15 protein-coding genes are annotated in these 18,043 nt (G+C 60.7%); 10 read left to right on the plus strand and 5 right to left on the minus strand.

Annotated elements, in window-relative coordinates; all coding sequences use genetic code 11:
* The gene (gene efeO, locus LGM20_RS16240) at positions 1-1,128 is read right to left on the minus strand and encodes an iron uptake system protein EfeO (protein ID WP_023289107.1); all 1,128 of its coding nucleotides are present in this window, start codon (positions 1,126-1,128) and stop codon (positions 1-3) included.
* 51 nt (positions 1,129-1,179) lie between these two features.
* On the minus strand, positions 1,180-2,010 hold the full coding sequence (gene efeU, locus LGM20_RS16245; protein WP_044522032.1) for an iron uptake transporter permease EfeU: 831 nt from the start codon (positions 2,008-2,010) through the stop codon (positions 1,180-1,182).
* A 270-nt stretch (positions 2,011-2,280) separates the two neighbouring features.
* Here efeU and LGM20_RS16250 point away from each other — a divergent pair, with 270 nt between their 5' ends.
* The gene (locus tag LGM20_RS16250) at positions 2,281-3,465 is read left to right on the plus strand and encodes a NupC/NupG family nucleoside CNT transporter (RefSeq protein WP_032429119.1); all 1,185 of its coding nucleotides are present in this window, start codon (positions 2,281-2,283) and stop codon (positions 3,463-3,465) included.
* A gap of 31 nt (positions 3,466-3,496) precedes the next feature.
* On the opposite strand, the gene LGM20_RS16255 is transcribed toward LGM20_RS16250, so the two are convergent.
* Both LGM20_RS16255 and putP read right to left on the minus strand, forming a co-directional pair.
* Positions 3,497-3,931: a DUF3574 domain-containing protein gene (locus LGM20_RS16255; RefSeq protein ID WP_044522031.1), complete on the minus strand. Its 435-nt coding sequence runs from the start codon at positions 3,929-3,931 to the stop codon at positions 3,497-3,499.
* 134 nt (positions 3,932-4,065) lie between these two features.
* Positions 4,066-5,574: a sodium/proline symporter PutP gene (gene putP, locus LGM20_RS16260; protein WP_044522028.1), complete on the minus strand. Its 1,509-nt coding sequence runs from the start codon at positions 5,572-5,574 to the stop codon at positions 4,066-4,068.
* Positions 5,575-5,995: 421 nt separating this feature from the next.
* On the opposite strand from putP, the gene putA reads away from it, so the two are divergent.
* Both putA and LGM20_RS16270 read left to right on the plus strand, forming a co-directional pair.
* On the plus strand, positions 5,996-9,958 hold the full coding sequence (putA, locus tag LGM20_RS16265) for a trifunctional transcriptional regulator/proline dehydrogenase/L-glutamate gamma-semialdehyde dehydrogenase (protein WP_044522027.1): 3,963 nt from the start codon (positions 5,996-5,998) through the stop codon (positions 9,956-9,958).
* Between the two features lie 129 nt (positions 9,959-10,087).
* Positions 10,088-10,483, plus strand: coding sequence for a lysozyme inhibitor LprI family protein (locus LGM20_RS16270; protein WP_023289101.1), 396 nt, complete (start codon positions 10,088-10,090; stop codon positions 10,481-10,483).
* Here the strand turns inward: LGM20_RS16270 and rutR are convergent.
* Positions 10,480-11,118, minus strand: coding sequence for an HTH-type transcriptional regulator RutR (gene rutR, locus LGM20_RS16275; protein ID WP_004204508.1), 639 nt, complete (start codon positions 11,116-11,118; stop codon positions 10,480-10,482). The genes LGM20_RS16270 and rutR overlap by 4 nt on opposite strands.
* Positions 11,119-11,402: 284 nt before the next feature.
* Between rutR and rutA the strand changes: the two genes are divergently transcribed.
* From rutA to rutG, 7 genes are read left to right on the plus strand one after another with little or no spacing between them, the layout of a single operon-like run.
* Positions 11,403-12,494, plus strand: a complete 1,092-nt coding sequence (gene rutA, locus LGM20_RS16280) for a pyrimidine utilization protein A (RefSeq protein WP_004204507.1) — start codon at positions 11,403-11,405, stop codon at positions 12,492-12,494.
* A complete protein-coding gene (rutB, locus tag LGM20_RS16285; protein WP_044522018.1) occupies positions 12,494-13,204 on the plus strand; it encodes a pyrimidine utilization protein B in 711 nt (236 codons plus the stop codon). The genes rutA and rutB overlap by 1 nt, the downstream gene beginning before the upstream one ends.
* Complete coding sequence (gene rutC, locus LGM20_RS16290) at positions 13,197-13,589, plus strand: pyrimidine utilization protein C (RefSeq protein WP_032455320.1); 393 nt, start codon at positions 13,197-13,199, stop codon at positions 13,587-13,589. Before rutB ends, rutC begins: the two co-directional genes overlap by 8 nt.
* Positions 13,586-14,389, plus strand: a complete 804-nt coding sequence (gene rutD, locus LGM20_RS16295) for a pyrimidine utilization protein D (protein ID WP_044522016.1) — start codon at positions 13,586-13,588, stop codon at positions 14,387-14,389. Before rutC ends, rutD begins: the two co-directional genes overlap by 4 nt.
* Entirely contained in the window at positions 14,386-14,976 is a 591-nt protein-coding gene (locus LGM20_RS16300) for a malonic semialdehyde reductase (RefSeq protein WP_017901103.1), read from the plus strand. The genes rutD and LGM20_RS16300 overlap by 4 nt, the downstream gene beginning before the upstream one ends.
* A gap of 10 nt (positions 14,977-14,986) precedes the next feature.
* A complete protein-coding gene (gene rutF, locus LGM20_RS16305; RefSeq protein ID WP_023289097.1) occupies positions 14,987-15,481 on the plus strand; it encodes an NADH-dependent FMN reductase RutF in 495 nt (164 codons plus the stop codon).
* Positions 15,482-15,502: 21 nt separating this feature from the next.
* Positions 15,503-16,825 carry a pyrimidine utilization transport protein G gene (gene rutG / locus LGM20_RS16310; RefSeq protein WP_044522015.1) on the plus strand — a complete coding sequence of 441 codons (1,323 nt, stop codon included), beginning with the start codon at positions 15,503-15,505 and terminating at the stop codon, positions 16,823-16,825.
* The last annotated feature ends 1,218 nt before the right edge of the window (positions 16,826-18,043 follow it).

An 18,043-nucleotide genomic window follows, 5' to 3' on the forward strand; every position in this document is an offset into this window, starting at 1 on the left:
TTAGTCCAGACCCAGGATCCCGCGCAGCTGAGCCAGATCTTCCGCCAGGGTGGTGATCGGCCCTTTCAGCGCATTACGGTCAGCGGTGGTCAGCTTATCGTAAGTTTCGAAACCGTCTTTGGTGCGGTATTTGCTGAGGATACTGTCCACTTTCTTAAAGTTGGCGTCCACTTTCGCCAGCAGCGCGCTGTTCTCTTTTTGCAGCTGCGGGCGCAGCAGGTCGACAATTTTCTGGGCACCGTCAATATTGGCCTGGAAGTCCCACAGGTCGGTATGGCTGTAGCGATCTTCTTCACCGCTGATCTTGCTGGCCGCGACTTCTTCAATTAATCCTGCCGCACCGCCCACGACTTTTGACGGCGGGAACGCCAGCTCGCTGATGCGTTTTTGCAGCTCCAGCACATCGCTGTTCAGCTGATCGGCATATTTTTCCATGCCCTTGACGCTGTTATCGCCAAACAGCGCCTTTTCCAGACGGTGGAAACCGGTGAATTTCGGATCTTCCGCTTTTTTCTCGAAATCGTCTTCGCGGGCGTCGATGCTGCCGTCAAGGTCAGAGAACAGCTCGGCGATCGGCTCGATGCGCTCGTAATGCTGGCGCGTCGGGGCGTACAGCGCTTTCGCTTTCTCGATATCGCCCGCTTTCACCGCGTCGGTAAAGGCTTTGGTGCCGCTGACCAGCTGCGCGGTTTCCGCCGTCACATAGGCTTTGTAAGCGGTGATCGCTTCGCCGAGGCTCAGCACCGCATCGGCTTTCGCCGCGTCTTTGGTGGCGGCGCCGGTGACGATCAGTTTGCCTTTCGGGTTGGTGAGCAGGCCGCAGGTCATGTCATATTCGCCCGGCTGCAGGTTCGCGGTGAGCTTCTGGGTAAAGCCCGGCGCGATGTTCTCACGCTCTTCCACCACCATGACCCCTTTCAGAATCTCCCACTCCAGCGCTTTCTGGCTGTGGTTCTGAATAATAAACTGGGTTTTACCCGCGTTAACGGTCACCTGCATCGGCTCGCACTGTTTATCGTTGACGGTGACTTTGACCTGCGGGATATCCGCAGCCTGAGCACCGAATGCAGAGCAGAGCAGCGCGGCCACGGTCACCCGCAGCGCATTACGGCGAAAATGAATCATCATGATCATCCCTTTCGGTAAGTAGAGTGTCGCTTATAAGCTCGCAGCGCCCGGTCAGGCAGCCCGCGAGGCAGTCGTATTATTTCGCGGCGGCAGCGCAAACAGCACCAGCGCCGGGATCAGATAAAGCAGATAAACAGCCACTTCGCTGACGCTTGGCGTCTCCTGGTAGCCGAAGATCCCTTCCAGCAGCGTGCCGAACAGCGTATGCGTCGACAGCACAGCGCTCAGATCGAAGGCGGTCTCCTGGAACAGGTTCCACAGGCCCGCCTCGTGGAAGGCGCGGATCGCCCCCGCGGCCAGGCCAGCGGCCACCAGCAGGATAAACAGGCTGGTCCATTTGAAGAACACGCCGAGGTTGAGACAGATACCGCCCCAGTAGAGCAGGAAGCCCAGCACGATAGCCGTGGCCAGCCCCAGCAGCGCCCCCAGCGGCGGCCAGATGCCGACATCCTGCTGGAATGCCGCCAGCAGAAAGAAGACCGACTCCAGCCCCTCACGGGCGACCGCGAAAAAGACCATCATCACCAGCGCCCAGCCATGGTGATTGCCGCGCTGTAGCGCCTTGTCCACGGCCTGCTCCAGCTGCTGCTTGACGTTGCGTGAGACATTGCGCATCCAGAAGACCATCCACGTCAGGATCACCACTGCGATGACCGCGACGATCCCTTCGAACAGCTCCTGTTCACGCTGAGGAAATTCACCGGTGGTTTCGTTGATAAAAATGCCTAAGCCAAGACACAGCGCCGCCGCAAGGATCACGCCAATCCACATCACGCCAATCCAGTTGCCGCGCTGGGTGCGTTTCAGATAGCTGGCGATCAGGCTGACAATCAGCGCCGCCTCCAGGCCTTCGCGTAACATAATGAGAAATGGGACAAACATGCCAATACCCTTAAATGTAAAGCACCGTCAACGAATGCAAAAACAGGTAATATTTATGATAGTGATTATCATTACAATACTCAGAAACACAAGCAAAATGTGCAGAGAATGATGATCAGTTGTAAATAAATCGCTGGCAAATAATGACTTATGAAAATATTCGCCTGTTATGAGGGAAAAGAATAAGCAAAGGATTTTTTACGTCAGATATTTACCCGTCGCAGCGGCTATGGCTAAATGGCGGCCTTATTGACCTGCGAAAAGAACAACATGACTGCATTTTTTCATTTCCTGCTGGCGCTGGCGGTGATCCTCGCCCTGGCCTGGCTTGTCAGCTATGACAGACAAAAAATCCGTATTCGTTATATTCTCCAGTTGATTATTATCGAAATAGCGCTCGCTTTCTTTTTCCTGCACGCCGAAAGCGGCCTGTGGCTGGTGAAAAATATCTCCGGCTTTTTTGCTTCGCTATTAGGCTTTGCCGCCGAAGGGACCAATTTCGTCTTTGGCGGCATGAGCGAAAAAGGCTTAGCCTTTATTTTCCTTGGCGTCCTGTGTCCGATTGTGTTTATTTCCGCGCTGATTGGTATTCTCCAGCACTGGCGGATCCTGCCGATTTTTATTCGCGTCATTGGCACCCTGCTGTCGAAGGTCAACGGCATGGGTAAGCTGGAATCTTTTAACGCCGTCAGCTCACTGATCCTCGGCCAGTCAGAAAACTTCATCGCCTACAAAGGCGTGCTGGGCGACCTCTCCTCGCGGCGTCTGTTCACCATGGCGGCGACGGCCATGTCGACCGTATCGCTGTCGATCGTCGGCGCCTATATGACCATGCTGGACGCCAAATACGTCGTCGCGGCGCTGATCCTGAATATGTTCAGCACCTTTATCGTGCTGTCGGTGATTAACCCGACGCGGCCGGGCAGCGAGCAGGAAATAAAGCTGGAGAAGCTGCATGAATCGCAGAGTTTCTTTGAAATGCTCGGGGAATATATTCTGGCCGGCTTTAAGGTGGCGATGATTATTCTGGCGATGCTGATCGGCTTTATCGCGCTGATCAGCGCCATTAACGCGCTGTTCGCTACCCTGTTTGGCCTCAGCTTCCAGCAGATCCTCGGCTACGTCTTCTATCCGCTGGCCTGGCTTGTCGGCATTCCGCTGAGCGATGCGCTGAACGCCGGCAGCATCATGGCCACCAAGCTGGTCGCTAACGAATTTGTGGCGATGATTGAGCTGCAAAAGATTGCCGCCAGCATGACGCCGCGCGGGCTCGGCATTCTCTCGGTCTTTCTGGTATCGTTTGCCAACTTTGCCTCGATCGGCATTATCGCCGGGGCGATCAAAGGCCTGAATGAACCGCAGGGCAATATTGTCTCCCGCTTCGGCCTGCGGCTGGTGTATAGCGCCACGCTGGTGAGCCTGCTTTCGGCCAGCTTCGCCGGGCTGGTGCTGTAAGACAAACGGCGGGGCTGTCCCCGCCGTTAACTCAAAACTGTACGCAGACCGGCTGGTCGACACGCATCACCGACTCCTGCGCGAACCGTGATTTATAGCCCTGGCGCAGCGCCTCAATACCGGCCTCGCTCTGCGCGTCGTTGCCATGGATCACCATCAGCGCCTTACTCTGCTCCCGCACCACCTGTCCATTCTGGCCCAGCCACTGGCCGCGAGCGTCAAACACCGTCAGCCCGTCGCGAAAACGCGGCGTGACGTCGCGGTCGACAAACTGTTGCCACTCATCAGGGGTGATGTCTTTCCCCGCCGGGCGGCTCAGGCCGAAGTAAAGCGTGGTTTGCACCATGGACTGATCCGCCGGGCAGGCGCCGGGCTTCGGCGCGCTGGTCGACGAACTTCCACCCGCCGCGCAGCCGCTGAGTAACCCTGCCAGCACCAGCGCCATTGCACCCTGTCTGAACGTCATCTTTGCTATCCTCATTGTTATTAGTCAGGAAATATCAGCGGATTTTCAAATAATTAGCAAGGGTTATAATATTCCGGCCCGGCAACAGGCAAAAAAAAGCCCGCCAGCGGCGGGCTCGTGAACATCAGTTGATCTTACTCAGCCGTGGCGCGTACCGGCGGCGGCGTATGGTAGTGGGCATCCGCTTCGGCGAAGCGCTGCTGCATGCTGGCCGACGGCGCTTTATCCAGCAGGCTAAAGACCACGATCCCGATGCTGCCGAAGACAAAGCCCGGAATAATTTCATACAGGCCCAGCCAGCCAAACTGCTTCCAGACGATCACGGTCAGGGCGCCAATCACCATCCCGGCCAGCGCGCCGTTACGGGTCATGCGCGACCACATCACCGAGAACAGCACCACCGGACCAAAGGCGGCGCCGAAGCCGGCCCAGGCATAGCTCACCAGACCCAGCACGCGGTTTTCCGGATTGGCCGCCAGGGCAATCGCCACCAGGGCAACCACCAGCACCATCATCCGGCCCATCCACACCAGCTCTTTCTGACCGGCGTTTTTACGCAGGAAGGCTTTATACAGGTCTTCGGTAATCGCGCTGGAGCAGACCAGCAGCTGACAGCTCAGAGTGGACATCACCGCCGCCAGAATCGCCGACAGCAGGATCCCGGCAATCCATGGGTTAAACAGGATTTGCGCCAGTTCGATAAACACGCGCTCGGCGTTCTGGTTAACCGCGCCCGCCAGGCTCGGGTTGCTATTGAAGTAGGCGATACCAAAGAAGCCGACGGCCACCGCCCCGGCGAGGCAGAGGATCATCCAGGTCATACTAATGCGACGCGCGTGGACGATGCTGTGGTGCGAATCCGCCGCCATAAAGCGCGCCAGAATATGCGGCTGACCGAAATAACCCAGCCCCCAGCCCATCAGCGAAATAATCGCCACGAAATTCAGCCCTTTCAGCATGTCGATATTTTCGATGCTCTTTTGCTTAATGACTTCCAGCGAATCGCCAAAGCCGCCGACGGAAATAATCACGATCACTGGGGTGAGGATCAGCGCGAAAATCATCAGGCTGGCCTGCACGGTATCCGTCCAGCTGACGGCGAGGAAGCCGCCGACAAAGGTATAGATAATCGTCGCCGCCGCGCCGGCCCACAGCGCGGTTTCATAACTCATGCCGAAGGTGCTTTCAAACAGACGCGCCCCCGCCACAATTCCCGAGGCGCAATAGATGGTAAAGAACAGCAGAATAACCAGCGCTGAAATAATTCTCAGCACCCGGCTTTTATCTTCAAAACGGCCGGTAAAATAATCGGGCAGCGTCAGGGCGTTATTATTCACCTCGGTATGCACGCGCAGGCGCCCGGCTACCAGCTTCCAGTTAACCCACGCCCCCAGCGTTAAGCCGATGGCGATCCAGCTTTCGGAAATCCCGGAGAGGAAAATGGCGCCCGGCAGGCCCATCAGCAGCCAGCCGCTCATGTCCGAGGCGCCAGCGGAAAGCGCGGTCACAAATGGCCCCAGACTGCGTCCCCCGAGAATATAATCATCAAAGTTTTTGGTCGAACGCCAGGCAATAAACCCTATCAATACCATACCAAGAATATAAATAATAAATGTCACCAGCATCGGTGTGCTAATAGCCATGCAAAGTCTCCAGAATTTTTATCGACAGCGTCCAACTTCGTCGTTTTTTTCCACTACCGGAACGGGGTAATGGCGCATTGTTTAATTGGGCGACCGTATCCTGACGGAAGCTTCGGTTTTTCACAAACGATTTAACACAGCATTTACACGAAAAACCGACGGCGCAAAACGTCAATTTGCGAGAGGTTGCACTCTCTCACGTTTTTAAAGGTTGCACCAAACAAAAGTGTTAACTCACGCATACAAATACCCTATGAGCCCGGGGTTAAAATTCTGCTATTTTAGGCACTATTTTTAACAAATCCGCCATTTCATGGCTTTCGTCACACGCCTCAATTAACAAGGTTGCACAAAGTTGCAACATAGTGGATATTTCCAGGCAACCGCATAAGCCTAACGATAAATGACAGGAGTTTTGAGCATGGGCACCACCACCATGGGTGTTAAGCTTGACGACGCAACCCGCGAGCGCATTAAGTCCGCCGCGAGCCGCATTGACCGCACGCCGCACTGGCTGATTAAGCAGGCCATCTTCAACTATCTGGAAAAGCTGGAGAACGACGAAACGCTGCCCGAACTGCCGGCGCTGCTCTCCGGGGCCGCCAATGAAAGCGATGAAGCGGGTTCCCCGGCGGAAGAGCCGTATCAGCCGTTCCTCGAATTCGCCGAGCAGATCCTGCCGCAGTCGGTTAGCCGCGCGGCGATCACCGCCGCCTGGCGTCGCCCGGAAACCGACGCGGTGCCGATGCTGCTGGAGCAGGCCCGACTGCCGCAGCCGCTGGGCGAGCAGGCGCATAAGCTGGCGTATCAGCTGGCGGAAAAACTGCGCAACCAGAAGACCGCCAGCGGCCGCGCCGGCATGGTGCAGAGTCTGCTGCAGGAGTTCTCCCTCTCCTCACAGGAAGGGGTGGCGCTGATGTGCCTGGCGGAAGCCCTGCTGCGTATTCCGGATAAAGCCACCCGCGATGCGCTGATCCGCGACAAAATCAGCAACGGCAACTGGCAGTCGCACATCGGCCGCAGCCCGTCGCTGTTCGTCAATGCCGCCACCTGGGGGCTGCTGTTCACCGGCAAACTGGTCTCCACCCACAACGAAACCAGCCTCTCACGCTCGCTGAACCGCATCATTGGCAAGAGCGGCGAACCGCTGATCCGTAAGGGCGTGGATATGGCGATGCGCCTGATGGGCGAGCAGTTCGTCACCGGGGAAACCATCGCCGAAGCGCTGGCTAACGCCCGCAAGCTGGAAGATAAAGGTTTCCGCTACTCCTACGATATGCTCGGCGAAGCGGCCCTGACCGCCGCCGACGCCCAGGCCTATATGGTCTCTTATCAGCAGGCGATCCATGCCATCGGCAAAGCTTCCAACGGCCGCGGCATTTATGAAGGCCCGGGCATCTCCATTAAGCTCTCGGCTCTGCACCCGCGCTACAGCCGCGCCCAGTATGACCGGGTGATGGAAGAGCTCTATCCGCGTCTGAAATCGCTGACCCTGCTGGCGCGCCAGTATGACATCGGCATTAACATCGATGCTGAAGAGGCCGACCGTCTCGAGATCTCCCTCGACCTGCTGGAAAAACTGTGCTTCGAGCCGGAGCTGGCGGGCTGGAACGGCATCGGTTTTGTTATTCAGGCCTACCAGAAGCGCTGCCCGTTCGTCATCGACGCGCTGATCGATCTCGCCACCCGCAGCCGTCGTCGCCTGATGATCCGTCTGGTGAAAGGCGCCTACTGGGACAGCGAAATCAAACGCGCGCAAATGGAAGGTCTCGAAGGCTACCCGGTCTACACCCGCAAGGTTTACACCGACGTCTCCTATCTCGCCTGCGCGAAAAAGCTGCTGGCGGTGCCGAACCTGATTTATCCGCAGTTCGCCACTCACAACGCCCATACTCTGGCGGCTATCTACCAGCTGGCGGGCCAGAACTACTACCCTGGCCAGTATGAGTTCCAGTGCCTGCACGGCATGGGCGAACCGCTGTACGAGCAGGTGGTGGGCAAAGTCGCCGACGGCAAACTGAACCGGCCGTGCCGGATCTACGCTCCGGTGGGCACCCACGAGACGCTGCTGGCGTATCTGGTGCGTCGTCTGCTGGAGAATGGCGCCAATACCTCCTTCGTCAACCGTATCGCGGACAATACCCTGCCGCTGGACGAACTGGTGGCCGACCCGGTCAGCGCGGTGGAAAAACTGGCGCAGCAGGAAGGCCAGGCCGGTCTGCCGCACCCGAAAATTCCGCTGCCGCGCGATCTCTACGGCAGCGGCCGGAGCAACTCCGCCGGTCTGGATCTGGCTAACGAGCATCGTCTGGCCTCCCTCTCCTCTTCCCTGCTCAACAGCGCCCTGCATAAATGGCAGGCATTGCCGATGCTGGAGCAGCCGGTGGCCGAAGGCGAGATGCAGCCGGTGGTCAACCCGGCGGAGCCGAAGGATATCGTCGGTTACGTCCGCGAAGCCAGCGATGACGAAGTGCAGCAGGCGCTCACCAGCGCTATCAATAACGCGCCCATCTGGTTCGCCACCCCGCCGCAGGAGCGCGCCGCCATTCTTGAGCGCGCCGCGGTGCTGATGGAAAGCCAGATGCCGACCCTGATGGGGATCCTGGTGCGCGAAGCGGGTAAAACCTTCAGCAACGCCATCGCCGAAGTGCGCGAAGCCGTCGACTTCCTCCACTACTACGCCGGTCAGGTGCGCGACGATTTCGATAATGAAACCCACCGTCCGCTGGGTCCGGTGGTCTGCATCAGCCCATGGAACTTCCCGCTGGCGATCTTCACCGGGCAGATTGCCGCCGCGCTGGCGGCCGGCAACAGCGTGCTGGCGAAACCGGCCGAGCAGACGCCGCTTATCACCGCCCAGGGCGTGGCGATCCTGCTGGAAGCCGGCGTGCCGCCAGGGGTGATCCAGCTGCTGCCGGGCCGCGGGGAAACCGTCGGCGCCGCGCTGACATCCGATGAGCGCGTGCGCGGCGTGATGTTCACCGGCTCCACCGAAGTGGCCACCCTGCTGCAACGCAATATCGCCAGCCGCCTCGACGCTCAGGGACGCCCAACGCCGCTGATCGCCGAAACCGGCGGGATGAACGCGATGATCGTCGACTCGTCGGCGCTTACCGAGCAGGTGGTGATCGACGTCCTGGCTTCCGCGTTCGACAGCGCCGGTCAGCGCTGCTCCGCCCTGCGCGTCCTCTGCCTGCAGGAAGAGGTAGCCGACCACACCTTAACCATGCTGCGCGGCGCGATGAGCGAGTGCCGGATGGGCAATCCCGGCCGCCTGACCACCGATATCGGCCCGGTTATCGATGCGGAAGCGAAAGAGAATATCGAACGCCATATTCAGACGATGCGCGCCAAAGGCCGCACCGTCTATCAGGCGGTGCGCGAGAATAGCGAAGACGCCCGCGAATGGAACCACGGGACCTTTGTGCCGCCGACGCTTATCGAACTCGACAGCTTCGACGAGCTGAAAAAAGAGGTCTTCGGCCCGGTGCTGCACGTGGTGCGCTATAACCGTAACGAGCTGGACAAACTGGTGGAGCAGATTAACGCTTCCGGCTACGGCCTGACCCTCGGCGTACATACCCGTATCGACGAGACCATCGCCCAGGTCACCGGCAGCGCGAAGGTGGGCAACCTGTACGTCAACCGCAATATGGTTGGCGCGGTGGTCGGCGTGCAGCCGTTCGGCGGCGAAGGGTTGTCCGGTACCGGTCCAAAAGCCGGCGGCCCGCTGTACCTTTACCGCCTGCTCTCCAGCCGTCCGCAGGGCGCGGTTGGCGTGACCTTCGCCCGCCAGGATGCAGAGCGTCCGCTGGACGCCCAGCTGAAAACGCTGCTGGAAAAACCGCTGCAGGCGCTGCAGCAGTGGGCGGCGGGCCGTCCTGAGCTGCAGGCGCTGTGCCAGCAGTACAGCGAGCAGGCGCAAAGCGGCACCCAACGCCTGCTTCCGGGGCCCACCGGCGAGCGCAACACCCTGACGCTGATGCCTCGCGAGCGCGTGCTGTGCGTGGCGGATAATGAGCAGGATGCGCTGATCCAGCTGGCGGCCGTGCTGGCGGTCGGTTGTGAAGTGCTGTGGCCGGACAGCGCCCTGCAGCGCGATCTGGCGAAGAAACTCCCGCGGGACGTCAGCGAGCGGATCCGTTTCGCCAAAGCGGATCAGTTGCCTGGCCAGGCCTTCGACGCGGTTATCTATCACGGCGACTCCGACCAGCTGCGCGAGCTGTGCGAGCAGGTGGCGGCGCGCGACGGGGCGATTGTCTCCGTGCAGGGCTTCGCCCGCGGCGAAACCAATCTGCTGCTGGAGCGGTTGTACATCGAGCGTTCGCTGAGCGTCAACACCGCGGCGGCAGGCGGTAACGCCAGCCTGATGACCATCGGCTAAGACGGGCTCCCCGGTGGCGCTGTGCGCCGCCATCCGGGAAATCGGCGATGCGATCAGCTAATGACAGCCGACGTCAGCTGTGCTTAATTAAGGCTCCCGGACGGGAGCCTTTTTTATGGGAGCAGAACAATGAAACGCATGTTATTTGCCGCGGCGGTCTTGCTGGCCAGCGGCGCGGCGCTGGCGGACGAGTGCAGCAACGCCAACACCCAAACCGAAATGAATCAGTGCGCGGCCGCGCAGTATCAGGCAGCCGACAAAAAGCTGAACGACACCTGGCAGCAGGCTCTGCAGCGTGCGGTGGGTAAACAGCAGACATTACTGAAGCAGGCCCAGCAGGCATGGATCGCCCTGCGCGACGCCGACTGCGCTTTCCTCGCGTCCGGAGCCGAAGGCGGCAGCATGCAGCCGATGCTGGTGAGCCAGTGCATGACCGATAAGAGCGTGGAGCGGGAATCTTTCCTCGCCTCGCTGCTGCAGTGCGAGGACGGCGATCAAAGCTGCCCGCTGCCGCCGGCCAATTAACGGACGCGAATGCCTTCGATAATCATCCGCTGGACATTATCGACCGTTTGCTCAAAAAAGGCCGCGTCCTGCAGCGTGGCGCCGGTGACCGCCTCCACCTGGGTGGCGAAGTCGGCGTAATGCTGGGTAGTGGCCCAGATCATAAAGATTAAATGCTGCGGATCGACCGGCGCCAGCTTGCCGCGGTCGATCCAGCCGGAAACAATCGCCGATTTCTCATCGACCAGCGCTTTCAGATCCCCGGTCAGTTCGCCCATCAGCAGCGGCGCGCCCTGCAACATCTCAAGGCAGAAGAGCTTCGAGGCCTGGGGGTGATCGCGGGACACCTCCAGCTTCAGACGAATATACTCGCGGATCGCCACCAGCGGGCTGATATCCTCGCGAAAGGCCTTCAGCGGCGCCAGCCAGATGGCGAGGATCTGCTGCAGAACGGCCACGTACAGCGCCTCTTTCGAAGGGTAGTAATAGAGCAGATTGGTTTTCGACACCCCGGCGCGCTCAGCCACCTGCTCCAGTCGCGTACCGTGAATACCAAATTGCGAAAATGCCTCCAGCGCGGCGGCCAGAATGGCCTCCTTTTTGGCGCTGACCGCTTGTGAACGTTTGCCGTTTTTCTTCACCGCGCCCTGTGCCATACATCCTCTCCTTCAGTTGACGCCACCAGCATAGCAAAAGCCCTTCGCCGACACGACCCCATGCACCCTGATTGCGCATGACTGCCGTTTTTTCGTGCACTGATTTTGACCATCCAGTCCACTTTTTTATCGTCCTTTTTAGCAACCCAATAGTAACACATTAATAACATTAGCATTTATAAAACTGGCATCGTGTTTGCTTTACCTCTTCTGCGAGGTGGTCCAGGGAGAGGCAGGATGCCGCGCCACCGCAACCCATCTTCCATGACTGTAGAGAGGTAGGTATGAAAATTGGTGTTTTCGTTCCCATTGGCAACAACGGCTGGCTGATCTCCACCCATGCCCCGCAGTATATGCCGACCTTCGAACTGAATAAGGCTATCGTACAGAAAGCCGAGCACTACCATTTCGACTTCGCGCTCTCCATGATCAAGCTGCGCGGCTTCGGCGGGAAAACCGAATTCTGGGATCACAACCTGGAGTCCTTCACCCTGATGGCCGGCCTGGCCGCGGTAACCTCGAAGATCCAGATCTACGCCACCGCCGCCACCCTCACGCTGCCGCCGGCGATCGTCGCCCGGATGGCCTCCACCATCGACTCCATCTCCGGCGGCCGGTTTGGCGTCAATCTGGTGACCGGCTGGCAAAAACCGGAATATGACCAGATGGGCATGTGGCCAGGGGATGACTATTTCGCCAGCCGCTATGACTATCTCACCGAATACGTTCAGGTGCTCCGCGACCTGTGGGGCACCGGGCGCAGCGATTTCAAAGGCGACTACTTCACCATGAACGACTGCCGGGTCAGCCCGCGCCCTTCGCAGCCGATGAAGGTGATCTGCGCCGGGCAGAGCGACGCCGGCATGGCCTTCTCCGCCCAGCACGCCGACTATAACTTCTGCTTTGGCAAAGGGGTCAACACGCCAACGGCCTTCGCGCCGACCGCGGCGCGCATGATGCAGGCGGCGGAAAAAACCGGCCGTGACGTAGGCTCCTATGTGCTGTTCATGGTGATCGCTGACGAAACCGACGAAGCGGCGCGCGCCAAATGGGAGCACTACAAAGCGGGCGCCGATGAAGAAGCGCTGGCGTGGCTCACCGAGCAGAGTCAGAAAGACACCCGCTCCGGCAGCGATACCAACGTGCGCCAGATGGCCGACCCCACCTCGGCGGTCAATATCAACATGGGCACCCTTGTCGGATCCTATGCCAGCGTCGCCCGTATGCTTGATGAAGTCGCGAGCGTGCCCGGCACCGACGGCGTGCTGCTGACCTTTGATGATTTTCTTGCCGGCATCGACGCCTTTGGCGAACGCATTCAGCCGCTGATGCGCTGCCGGGACCATATTGCTCCTGTTACCCGTGAGGTGGCCTGATGATTACCCTTCCCGCTCGCCCGGAATCCCTGACCTTCGCGCCGCAGCAGAGCGCGCTGATTGTTGTCGACATGCAGAACGCCTACGCCAGCCTCGGCGGTTATCTGGATCTCGCCGGATTTGACGTCTCCGCCACCCGGCCGGTTATCGACAATATTAATACCGCCGTCGCCGCCGCCCGCGCCGCGGGCATGCTGATTATCTGGTTCCAGAACGGCTGGGATGACCAGTATGTTGAAGCCGGCGGCCCGGGCTCGCCGAACTACCATAAGTCCAACGCGCTGAAAACGATGCGTCAGCGCCCGGAACTGCAGGGCAAGCTGCTGGCGAAAGGCGGCTGGGATTATCAGCTGGTGGACGAGCTGACGCCGCAGGAAGGCGACATCGTGTTGCCGAAACCGCGCTACAGCGGCTTCTTTAACACTCCGCTCGACAGCATTTTGCGCAGCCGCGGCATCCGTCATCTGGTGTTCACCGGGATCGCCACCAACGTCTGCGTCGAATCGACGCTGCGCGATGGTTTCTTCCTCGAATACTTCGGCGTGGTGCTGGAGGATGCTACCCATCAGGCCGGACCGGCCTTCGCCCAGCAGGCGGCGCTGTTCAATATAGAAACCTTTTTCGGCTGGGTCAGCGACGTCGAGAGCTTCTGCCGCGCGCTGTCCCCTGCCACCCCGCTGTCTTTAGCCCAGGAGAAACGTTATGCCTAAACAGGTGATTATTCCGCCAGGCACCACCACGCCGATTGCCCCCTTTGTTCCGGGGACGCTCGCCGATGGCGTGATCTACGTCTCCGGCACTCTGCCGTTTGATAAGCAAAACAATGTGGTGCACATCGGCGACCCAAAGGCGCAAACCCGCCACGTGCTGGAGACCATCAAGTGCGTTATCGAAACGGCGGGCGGGAGTATGGCGGATGTGACTTTCAACAGCATCTTTATCACCGACTGGACAAATTACGCCGCGATTAACGAGGTTTACGCCGAGTTCTTCCCCGGCGATAAACCCGCGCGCTTCTGCATTCAGTGCGGGCTGGTGAAGCCTGATGCGCTGGTGGAAATCGCCAGCGTCGCCCATATCGGAACCCCGACATGATGAGGCTCAATATTGCTCCGGCCCCATGGCCCGGCGCGCCGGTGGTGGTCCTCAGCGCAGGTCTGGGCGGCGGCGGCGGCTACTGGCTGGCGCAGCGCGCGGCGCTGGAGGAACAGTATCAGCTGGTAAGTTATGACCATAATGGGACCGGGGAGAACGCCGGTCCGCTGCCCGCCGACTACAGCATGGCGACGATGGCCGGGGAGCTGTTCAGCGCTCTGCAGGCGGCGGGGATCGCCCGCTTCGCGCTGGTGGGCCACGCGCTGGGGGCGCTGATTGGCCTGCAGCTGGCGCTCGATCGCCCCGAGGCGGTGAGCGCCCTGGTGCTGGTCAACGGCTGGCTGTCGCTGTCGCCGCACACCCGCCGCTGCTTCCTGGTGCGCGAGCGTCTGCTGCATGCCGGCGGCGCGCAGGCGTGGGTCGAAGCGCAGCCGCTGTTTCTCTACCCGGCGGAATGGATGGCCGCGCGCCTGCCGCGCCTCGAAGCCGAAGATGCGCTTGCCATCAGCCATTTTCAGGGCAAGGAGAACCTGCTGAAGCGGCTGCAGGCCCTGAAGCAGGCTGATTTTTCCCGTCGCGCGGCGGCCATCGCCTGCCCGACGCTGATGGTTAGCGCCGCTGACGACCTGCTGGTCCCGGCCTCCTGCTCCCGCGTGCTGCAGACGGCGATCCCCGGCAGCCAGCGCGTGGAAATGCCGTGGGGCGGGCATGCCTGCAACGTCACCGACGCCGATACCTTTAATACCATTTTACGCGACGGGCTGGCCGCTATGCTGCCGGTCGCCAGGGAGACCCGATGAACGACGCGATAAACCAGACGGCCTGCGAGACGCTGTTTACCCAGGCCCGGACCCACAACGGCTGGCTGGATAAGCCAGTGAGCGATGCGCAGCTGCAGGCAGTCTGGGACCTGATGAAAATGGGGCCGACTTCCGCCAACTGTTCGCCGGCGCGCATCGTGTTCGTGCGCAGCGCGGAAGGCAAAGAGAAGCTCCGCCCGACGCTCTCCAGCGGCAATCTGCAGAAAACCATGCAGGCGCCGGTGACCGCCATCGTGGCGTGGGACAGCGCCTTTTACGACCGGCTACCGACCCTGTTTCCCCACGGCGATGCCCGCAGCTGGTTCACCTCCAGCCCGCAGCTGGCGGAAGAGACGGCGTTTCGCAATAGCTCCCTGCAGGCGGCGTATCTGATTTTCGCCTGCCGGGCGCTGGGACTCGACACCGGGCCGATGTCCGGTTTCGATCGGGAAAAAGTCGATGCAGCGTTTTTCGCCGACAACGGCTGGAAAAGCAACCTGCTGGTGAACATCGGCTATGGCGACCCCGGCAAACTGTATGGCCGCCTGCCGCGTCTGTCCTTTGATGAAGCCTGCCTGCTGGCATAAGGAGTTGGCGATGAAGTTAGCGGACAAAGAGAGTTTTCGTGACGCCATGGCCCGCGTCGGCGCCGCGGTTAACATTATTACCACCGATGGCCCGGCGGGCCGGGCGGGCTTTACCGCCAGCGCGGTCTGCAGCGTGACCGACACCCCGCCGACCCTGTTGGTCTGTCTGAACCGCTCAGCCTCCGTGTGGCCGGTGTTCAGCGAACACCACACGCTGTGCGTCAATACCCTGGCGGCGGGACAGGAGGCGCTGTCAACGCTGTTTGGCGGTAAAACGGCGATGGACGAGCGCTTTGCCGCCGCCGACTGGCAGACCGGCGCCACCGGCTGCCCGCGGCTGGAGGCGGCGCTGGTCAGCTTTGACTGCCGCATCGACCAGCGCGTCAGCGTCGGCACGCACGACATTCTGTTTTGTCACGTCGTGGCCATTACCCGTCACCCGGAACCCCGGGGTCTGATGTGGTTTGACCGCGGCTATCACACGCTTATGCGACCCGCTTGTTAACCTTTAACCCGGGATATCATCATGGCACTCTTCGATTTTCCTCGCTGGAAGCTGACCTCCCCCGCCGCCGAATCCGGCGTTGTCGCGCCCGATGAACGCTTATCGGCCGGGCAAACGCTGGTGATGGGCGTGCAGCACGCCGTTGCGATGTTCGGCGCGACGGTGCTGATGCCGTTGTTGATGGGGCTCGACCCAAACCTGTCCATACTGATGTCGGGGGTCGGCACCCTGCTGTTCTTTGTCGTCACCGGCGGACGGGTGCCGAGCTATCTCGGCTCCAGCGCCGCCTTTGTCGGGGTGGTGATCGCCATTACCGGCTTTAACGGCCGGGGACTCAACCCTCACCTCAGCGTCGCCCTTGGCGGGATCATCGCCTGCGGGCTGGTCTATACCCTGATCGGTCTGGTGGTGATGAAGATCGGCACCCGCTGGATCGAGCGCCTGATGCCGCCGGTGGTGACCGGGGCGGTGGTGATGGCTATCGGCCTGAACCTGGCGCCGATTGCCGTGCGCAGCGTCTCCGCCAGCGCCTTCGACAGCTGGATGGCGGTGTTAACCGTGCTCTGTATCGGCATAGTCGCGGTATTTACCCGCGGGATGCTGCAGCGTCTGCTGATCCTGGTCGGCCTGATCGTCGCCTGCGCGCTGTACGCCCTGCTGGCTAACGGCTTTGGCCTCGGCAAACCGCTGGACTTCTCTCCCCTCACCCAGGCGGCGTGGTTCGGGCTGCCGCACTTTACCACCCCATCCTTTAACGGCCAGGCGATGATGTTGATTGCCCCGGTCGCGGTGATCCTGGTGGCCGAGAACCTCGGCCACCTGAAGGCCGTCGCCGGGATGACCGGGCGCAATATGGATCCGTACATGGGGCGCGCCTTCGTCGGCGATGGTCTGGCGACCATGCTCTCCGGCTCGGTCGGCGGCAGCGGGGTCACGACCTATGCGGAGAACATCGGCGTCATGGCGGTGACCAAGGTCTACTCGACGCTGGTGTTTGTCGCCGCGGCGCTGATTGCCATGCTGCTGGGCTTCTCGCCGAAATTCGGCGCATTAATCCACACCATTCCCGGGCCGGTGATCGGCGGCGCCTCGATCGTGGTCTTTGGCCTGATCGCCGTCGCCGGGGCGCGGATCTGGGTGCAAAACCGCGTCGACCTCAGCCAGAACAGCAATCTGATCATGGTGTCTGTGACCCTGGTGCTGGGCGCCGGCGATTTCGCGCTGTCGCTGGGCGGCTTTACGCTGGGCGGGATTGGTACCGCCACCTTCGGGGCGATCCTGCTGCACGCGCTGCTTCATCGCGGGACGCGTGAGGCGAAGGAGGCTAGGGTAACGCCGGTTTAAGCCACATTAGCGCGGCGTTGGCGCAGGGAGCGGGTGGGCCGGATAAGGCATTTATACCGCCATCCGGCCTGCCGGGAACGTCTCAGCGATGTTGAGGCCGTCAGCACCGGCAGTTTCAGCAACAATGGTGAATAAATTAACGACAGGTCGTATGAACGTAGGCCGGGTAAGGCGCAGCCGCCACCCGGCGAAATAACGGTACAACCGAATATTTCCCTGCTCGCGCTGCGCTTAGCAGGGCTACAACTTCTATGTTAATGCCGGGCAGATGGCGCTCCCGGTTAATTTTCTGCGTTATGTCTGGCTTGGCGCAGGGAGCGCACAGGGGGCGGCCAGTCGCCGCCGCCCCCTGTACCCCCGGGCTCCGGCCAGCAAAATCGCCGCTACGCGGTCCCTTCGACTTATCCCTGCAGGCTTCGGGTCGGGCCGAGGCAGCGTCCGTGCAAAACACGGCCCTCAGCCCGCATCCATGCGGGCTGCCCCGGCCTTCCGTGAACGTCTCAGCGATTTTGAGGCCGTCAGCACCGGCAGTTTCAGCAACAATGGTGAATAAATTAACGGCAGGTCGTACGAACGTAGGCCGGGTAAGGCGCAACCGCCATCCGGCATAAAAGCGACGCCGTGCCTGATGCCATCGCCCGGCGGCGCTGCGCTTGCGCGGGCCTGGGTGATGTGTGCCTGTAGGCCGGATAAGGCAGTTATGCCGCCATCCGGCATCGCCACGGGTACTGAGCCTGACCTCACGGCGGCGCTGCGCTGGCGTGGGCCGACTGACCGTCAGGGCTGGATAATTTGATACGGTTATCGGTTTGCAACGGTTTCGCCCCGGCAAAACGGTTGTTCTGTGTTATTTCCGGGCAGATGGCGCTCCCGATAGGTCTTCTGCGTTATGCCTCTCCTGGCGCAGGGAGCGCACAGGGGGCGGCCAGTCGCCGCCGCCCCCTGTACCCCCGGGCTCCGGCCAGCAAAATCGCCACTGCGTGGTCCCTTCGACTTATCCCTGCAGGCTTCGGGTCGGGCCGAGGCAGCGTCCGTGCAAAACACGGCCCTCAGCCCGCATCCATGCGGGCTGCCCCGGCCTTCCGGGAACGTCTCAGCGATTTTGAGGCCGCCAACAACGGCAGTTTCAGCAGCCCCTACGCCAGCGGTGAGTTGGGGTTGTAGGCCGGGTAAGGCGCAGCCGCCACCCGGTATAAACGCAACTCCGTGCCTGATTCC

The organism is Klebsiella quasipneumoniae subsp. quasipneumoniae (assembly GCF_020525925.1).
Classification (GTDB): domain Bacteria; phylum Pseudomonadota; class Gammaproteobacteria; order Enterobacterales; family Enterobacteriaceae; genus Klebsiella; species Klebsiella quasipneumoniae.

Bases quoted from the DNA above. Each gene is read 5' to 3' on its own strand.
- efeO (WP_023289107.1), bottom strand. From the start codon at position 1,128: ATGATGATTCATTTTCGCCGTAATGCGCTGCGGGTGACCGTGGCCGCG.
- efeU (WP_044522032.1), bottom strand. From the start codon at position 2,010: ATGTTTGTCCCATTTCTCATTATGTTACGCGAAGGCCTGGAGGCGGCG.
- LGM20_RS16250 (WP_032429119.1), top strand. From the start codon at position 2,281: ATGACTGCATTTTTTCATTTCCTGCTGGCGCTGGCGGTGATCCTCGCC.
- LGM20_RS16255 (WP_044522031.1), bottom strand. From the start codon at position 3,931: ATGACGTTCAGACAGGGTGCAATGGCGCTGGTGCTGGCAGGGTTACTC.
- putP (WP_044522028.1), bottom strand. From the start codon at position 5,574: ATGGCTATTAGCACACCGATGCTGGTGACATTTATTATTTATATTCTT.
- putA (WP_044522027.1), top strand. From the start codon at position 5,996: ATGGGCACCACCACCATGGGTGTTAAGCTTGACGACGCAACCCGCGAG.
- LGM20_RS16270 (WP_023289101.1), top strand. From the start codon at position 10,088: ATGAAACGCATGTTATTTGCCGCGGCGGTCTTGCTGGCCAGCGGCGCG.
- rutR (WP_004204508.1), bottom strand. From the start codon at position 11,118: ATGGCACAGGGCGCGGTGAAGAAAAACGGCAAACGTTCACAAGCGGTC.
- rutA (WP_004204507.1), top strand. From the start codon at position 11,403: ATGAAAATTGGTGTTTTCGTTCCCATTGGCAACAACGGCTGGCTGATC.
- rutB (WP_044522018.1), top strand. From the start codon at position 12,494: ATGATTACCCTTCCCGCTCGCCCGGAATCCCTGACCTTCGCGCCGCAG.
- rutC (WP_032455320.1), top strand. From the start codon at position 13,197: ATGCCTAAACAGGTGATTATTCCGCCAGGCACCACCACGCCGATTGCC.
- rutD (WP_044522016.1), top strand. From the start codon at position 13,586: ATGATGAGGCTCAATATTGCTCCGGCCCCATGGCCCGGCGCGCCGGTG.
- LGM20_RS16300 (WP_017901103.1), top strand. From the start codon at position 14,386: ATGAACGACGCGATAAACCAGACGGCCTGCGAGACGCTGTTTACCCAG.
- rutF (WP_023289097.1), top strand. From the start codon at position 14,987: ATGAAGTTAGCGGACAAAGAGAGTTTTCGTGACGCCATGGCCCGCGTC.
- rutG (WP_044522015.1), top strand. From the start codon at position 15,503: ATGGCACTCTTCGATTTTCCTCGCTGGAAGCTGACCTCCCCCGCCGCC.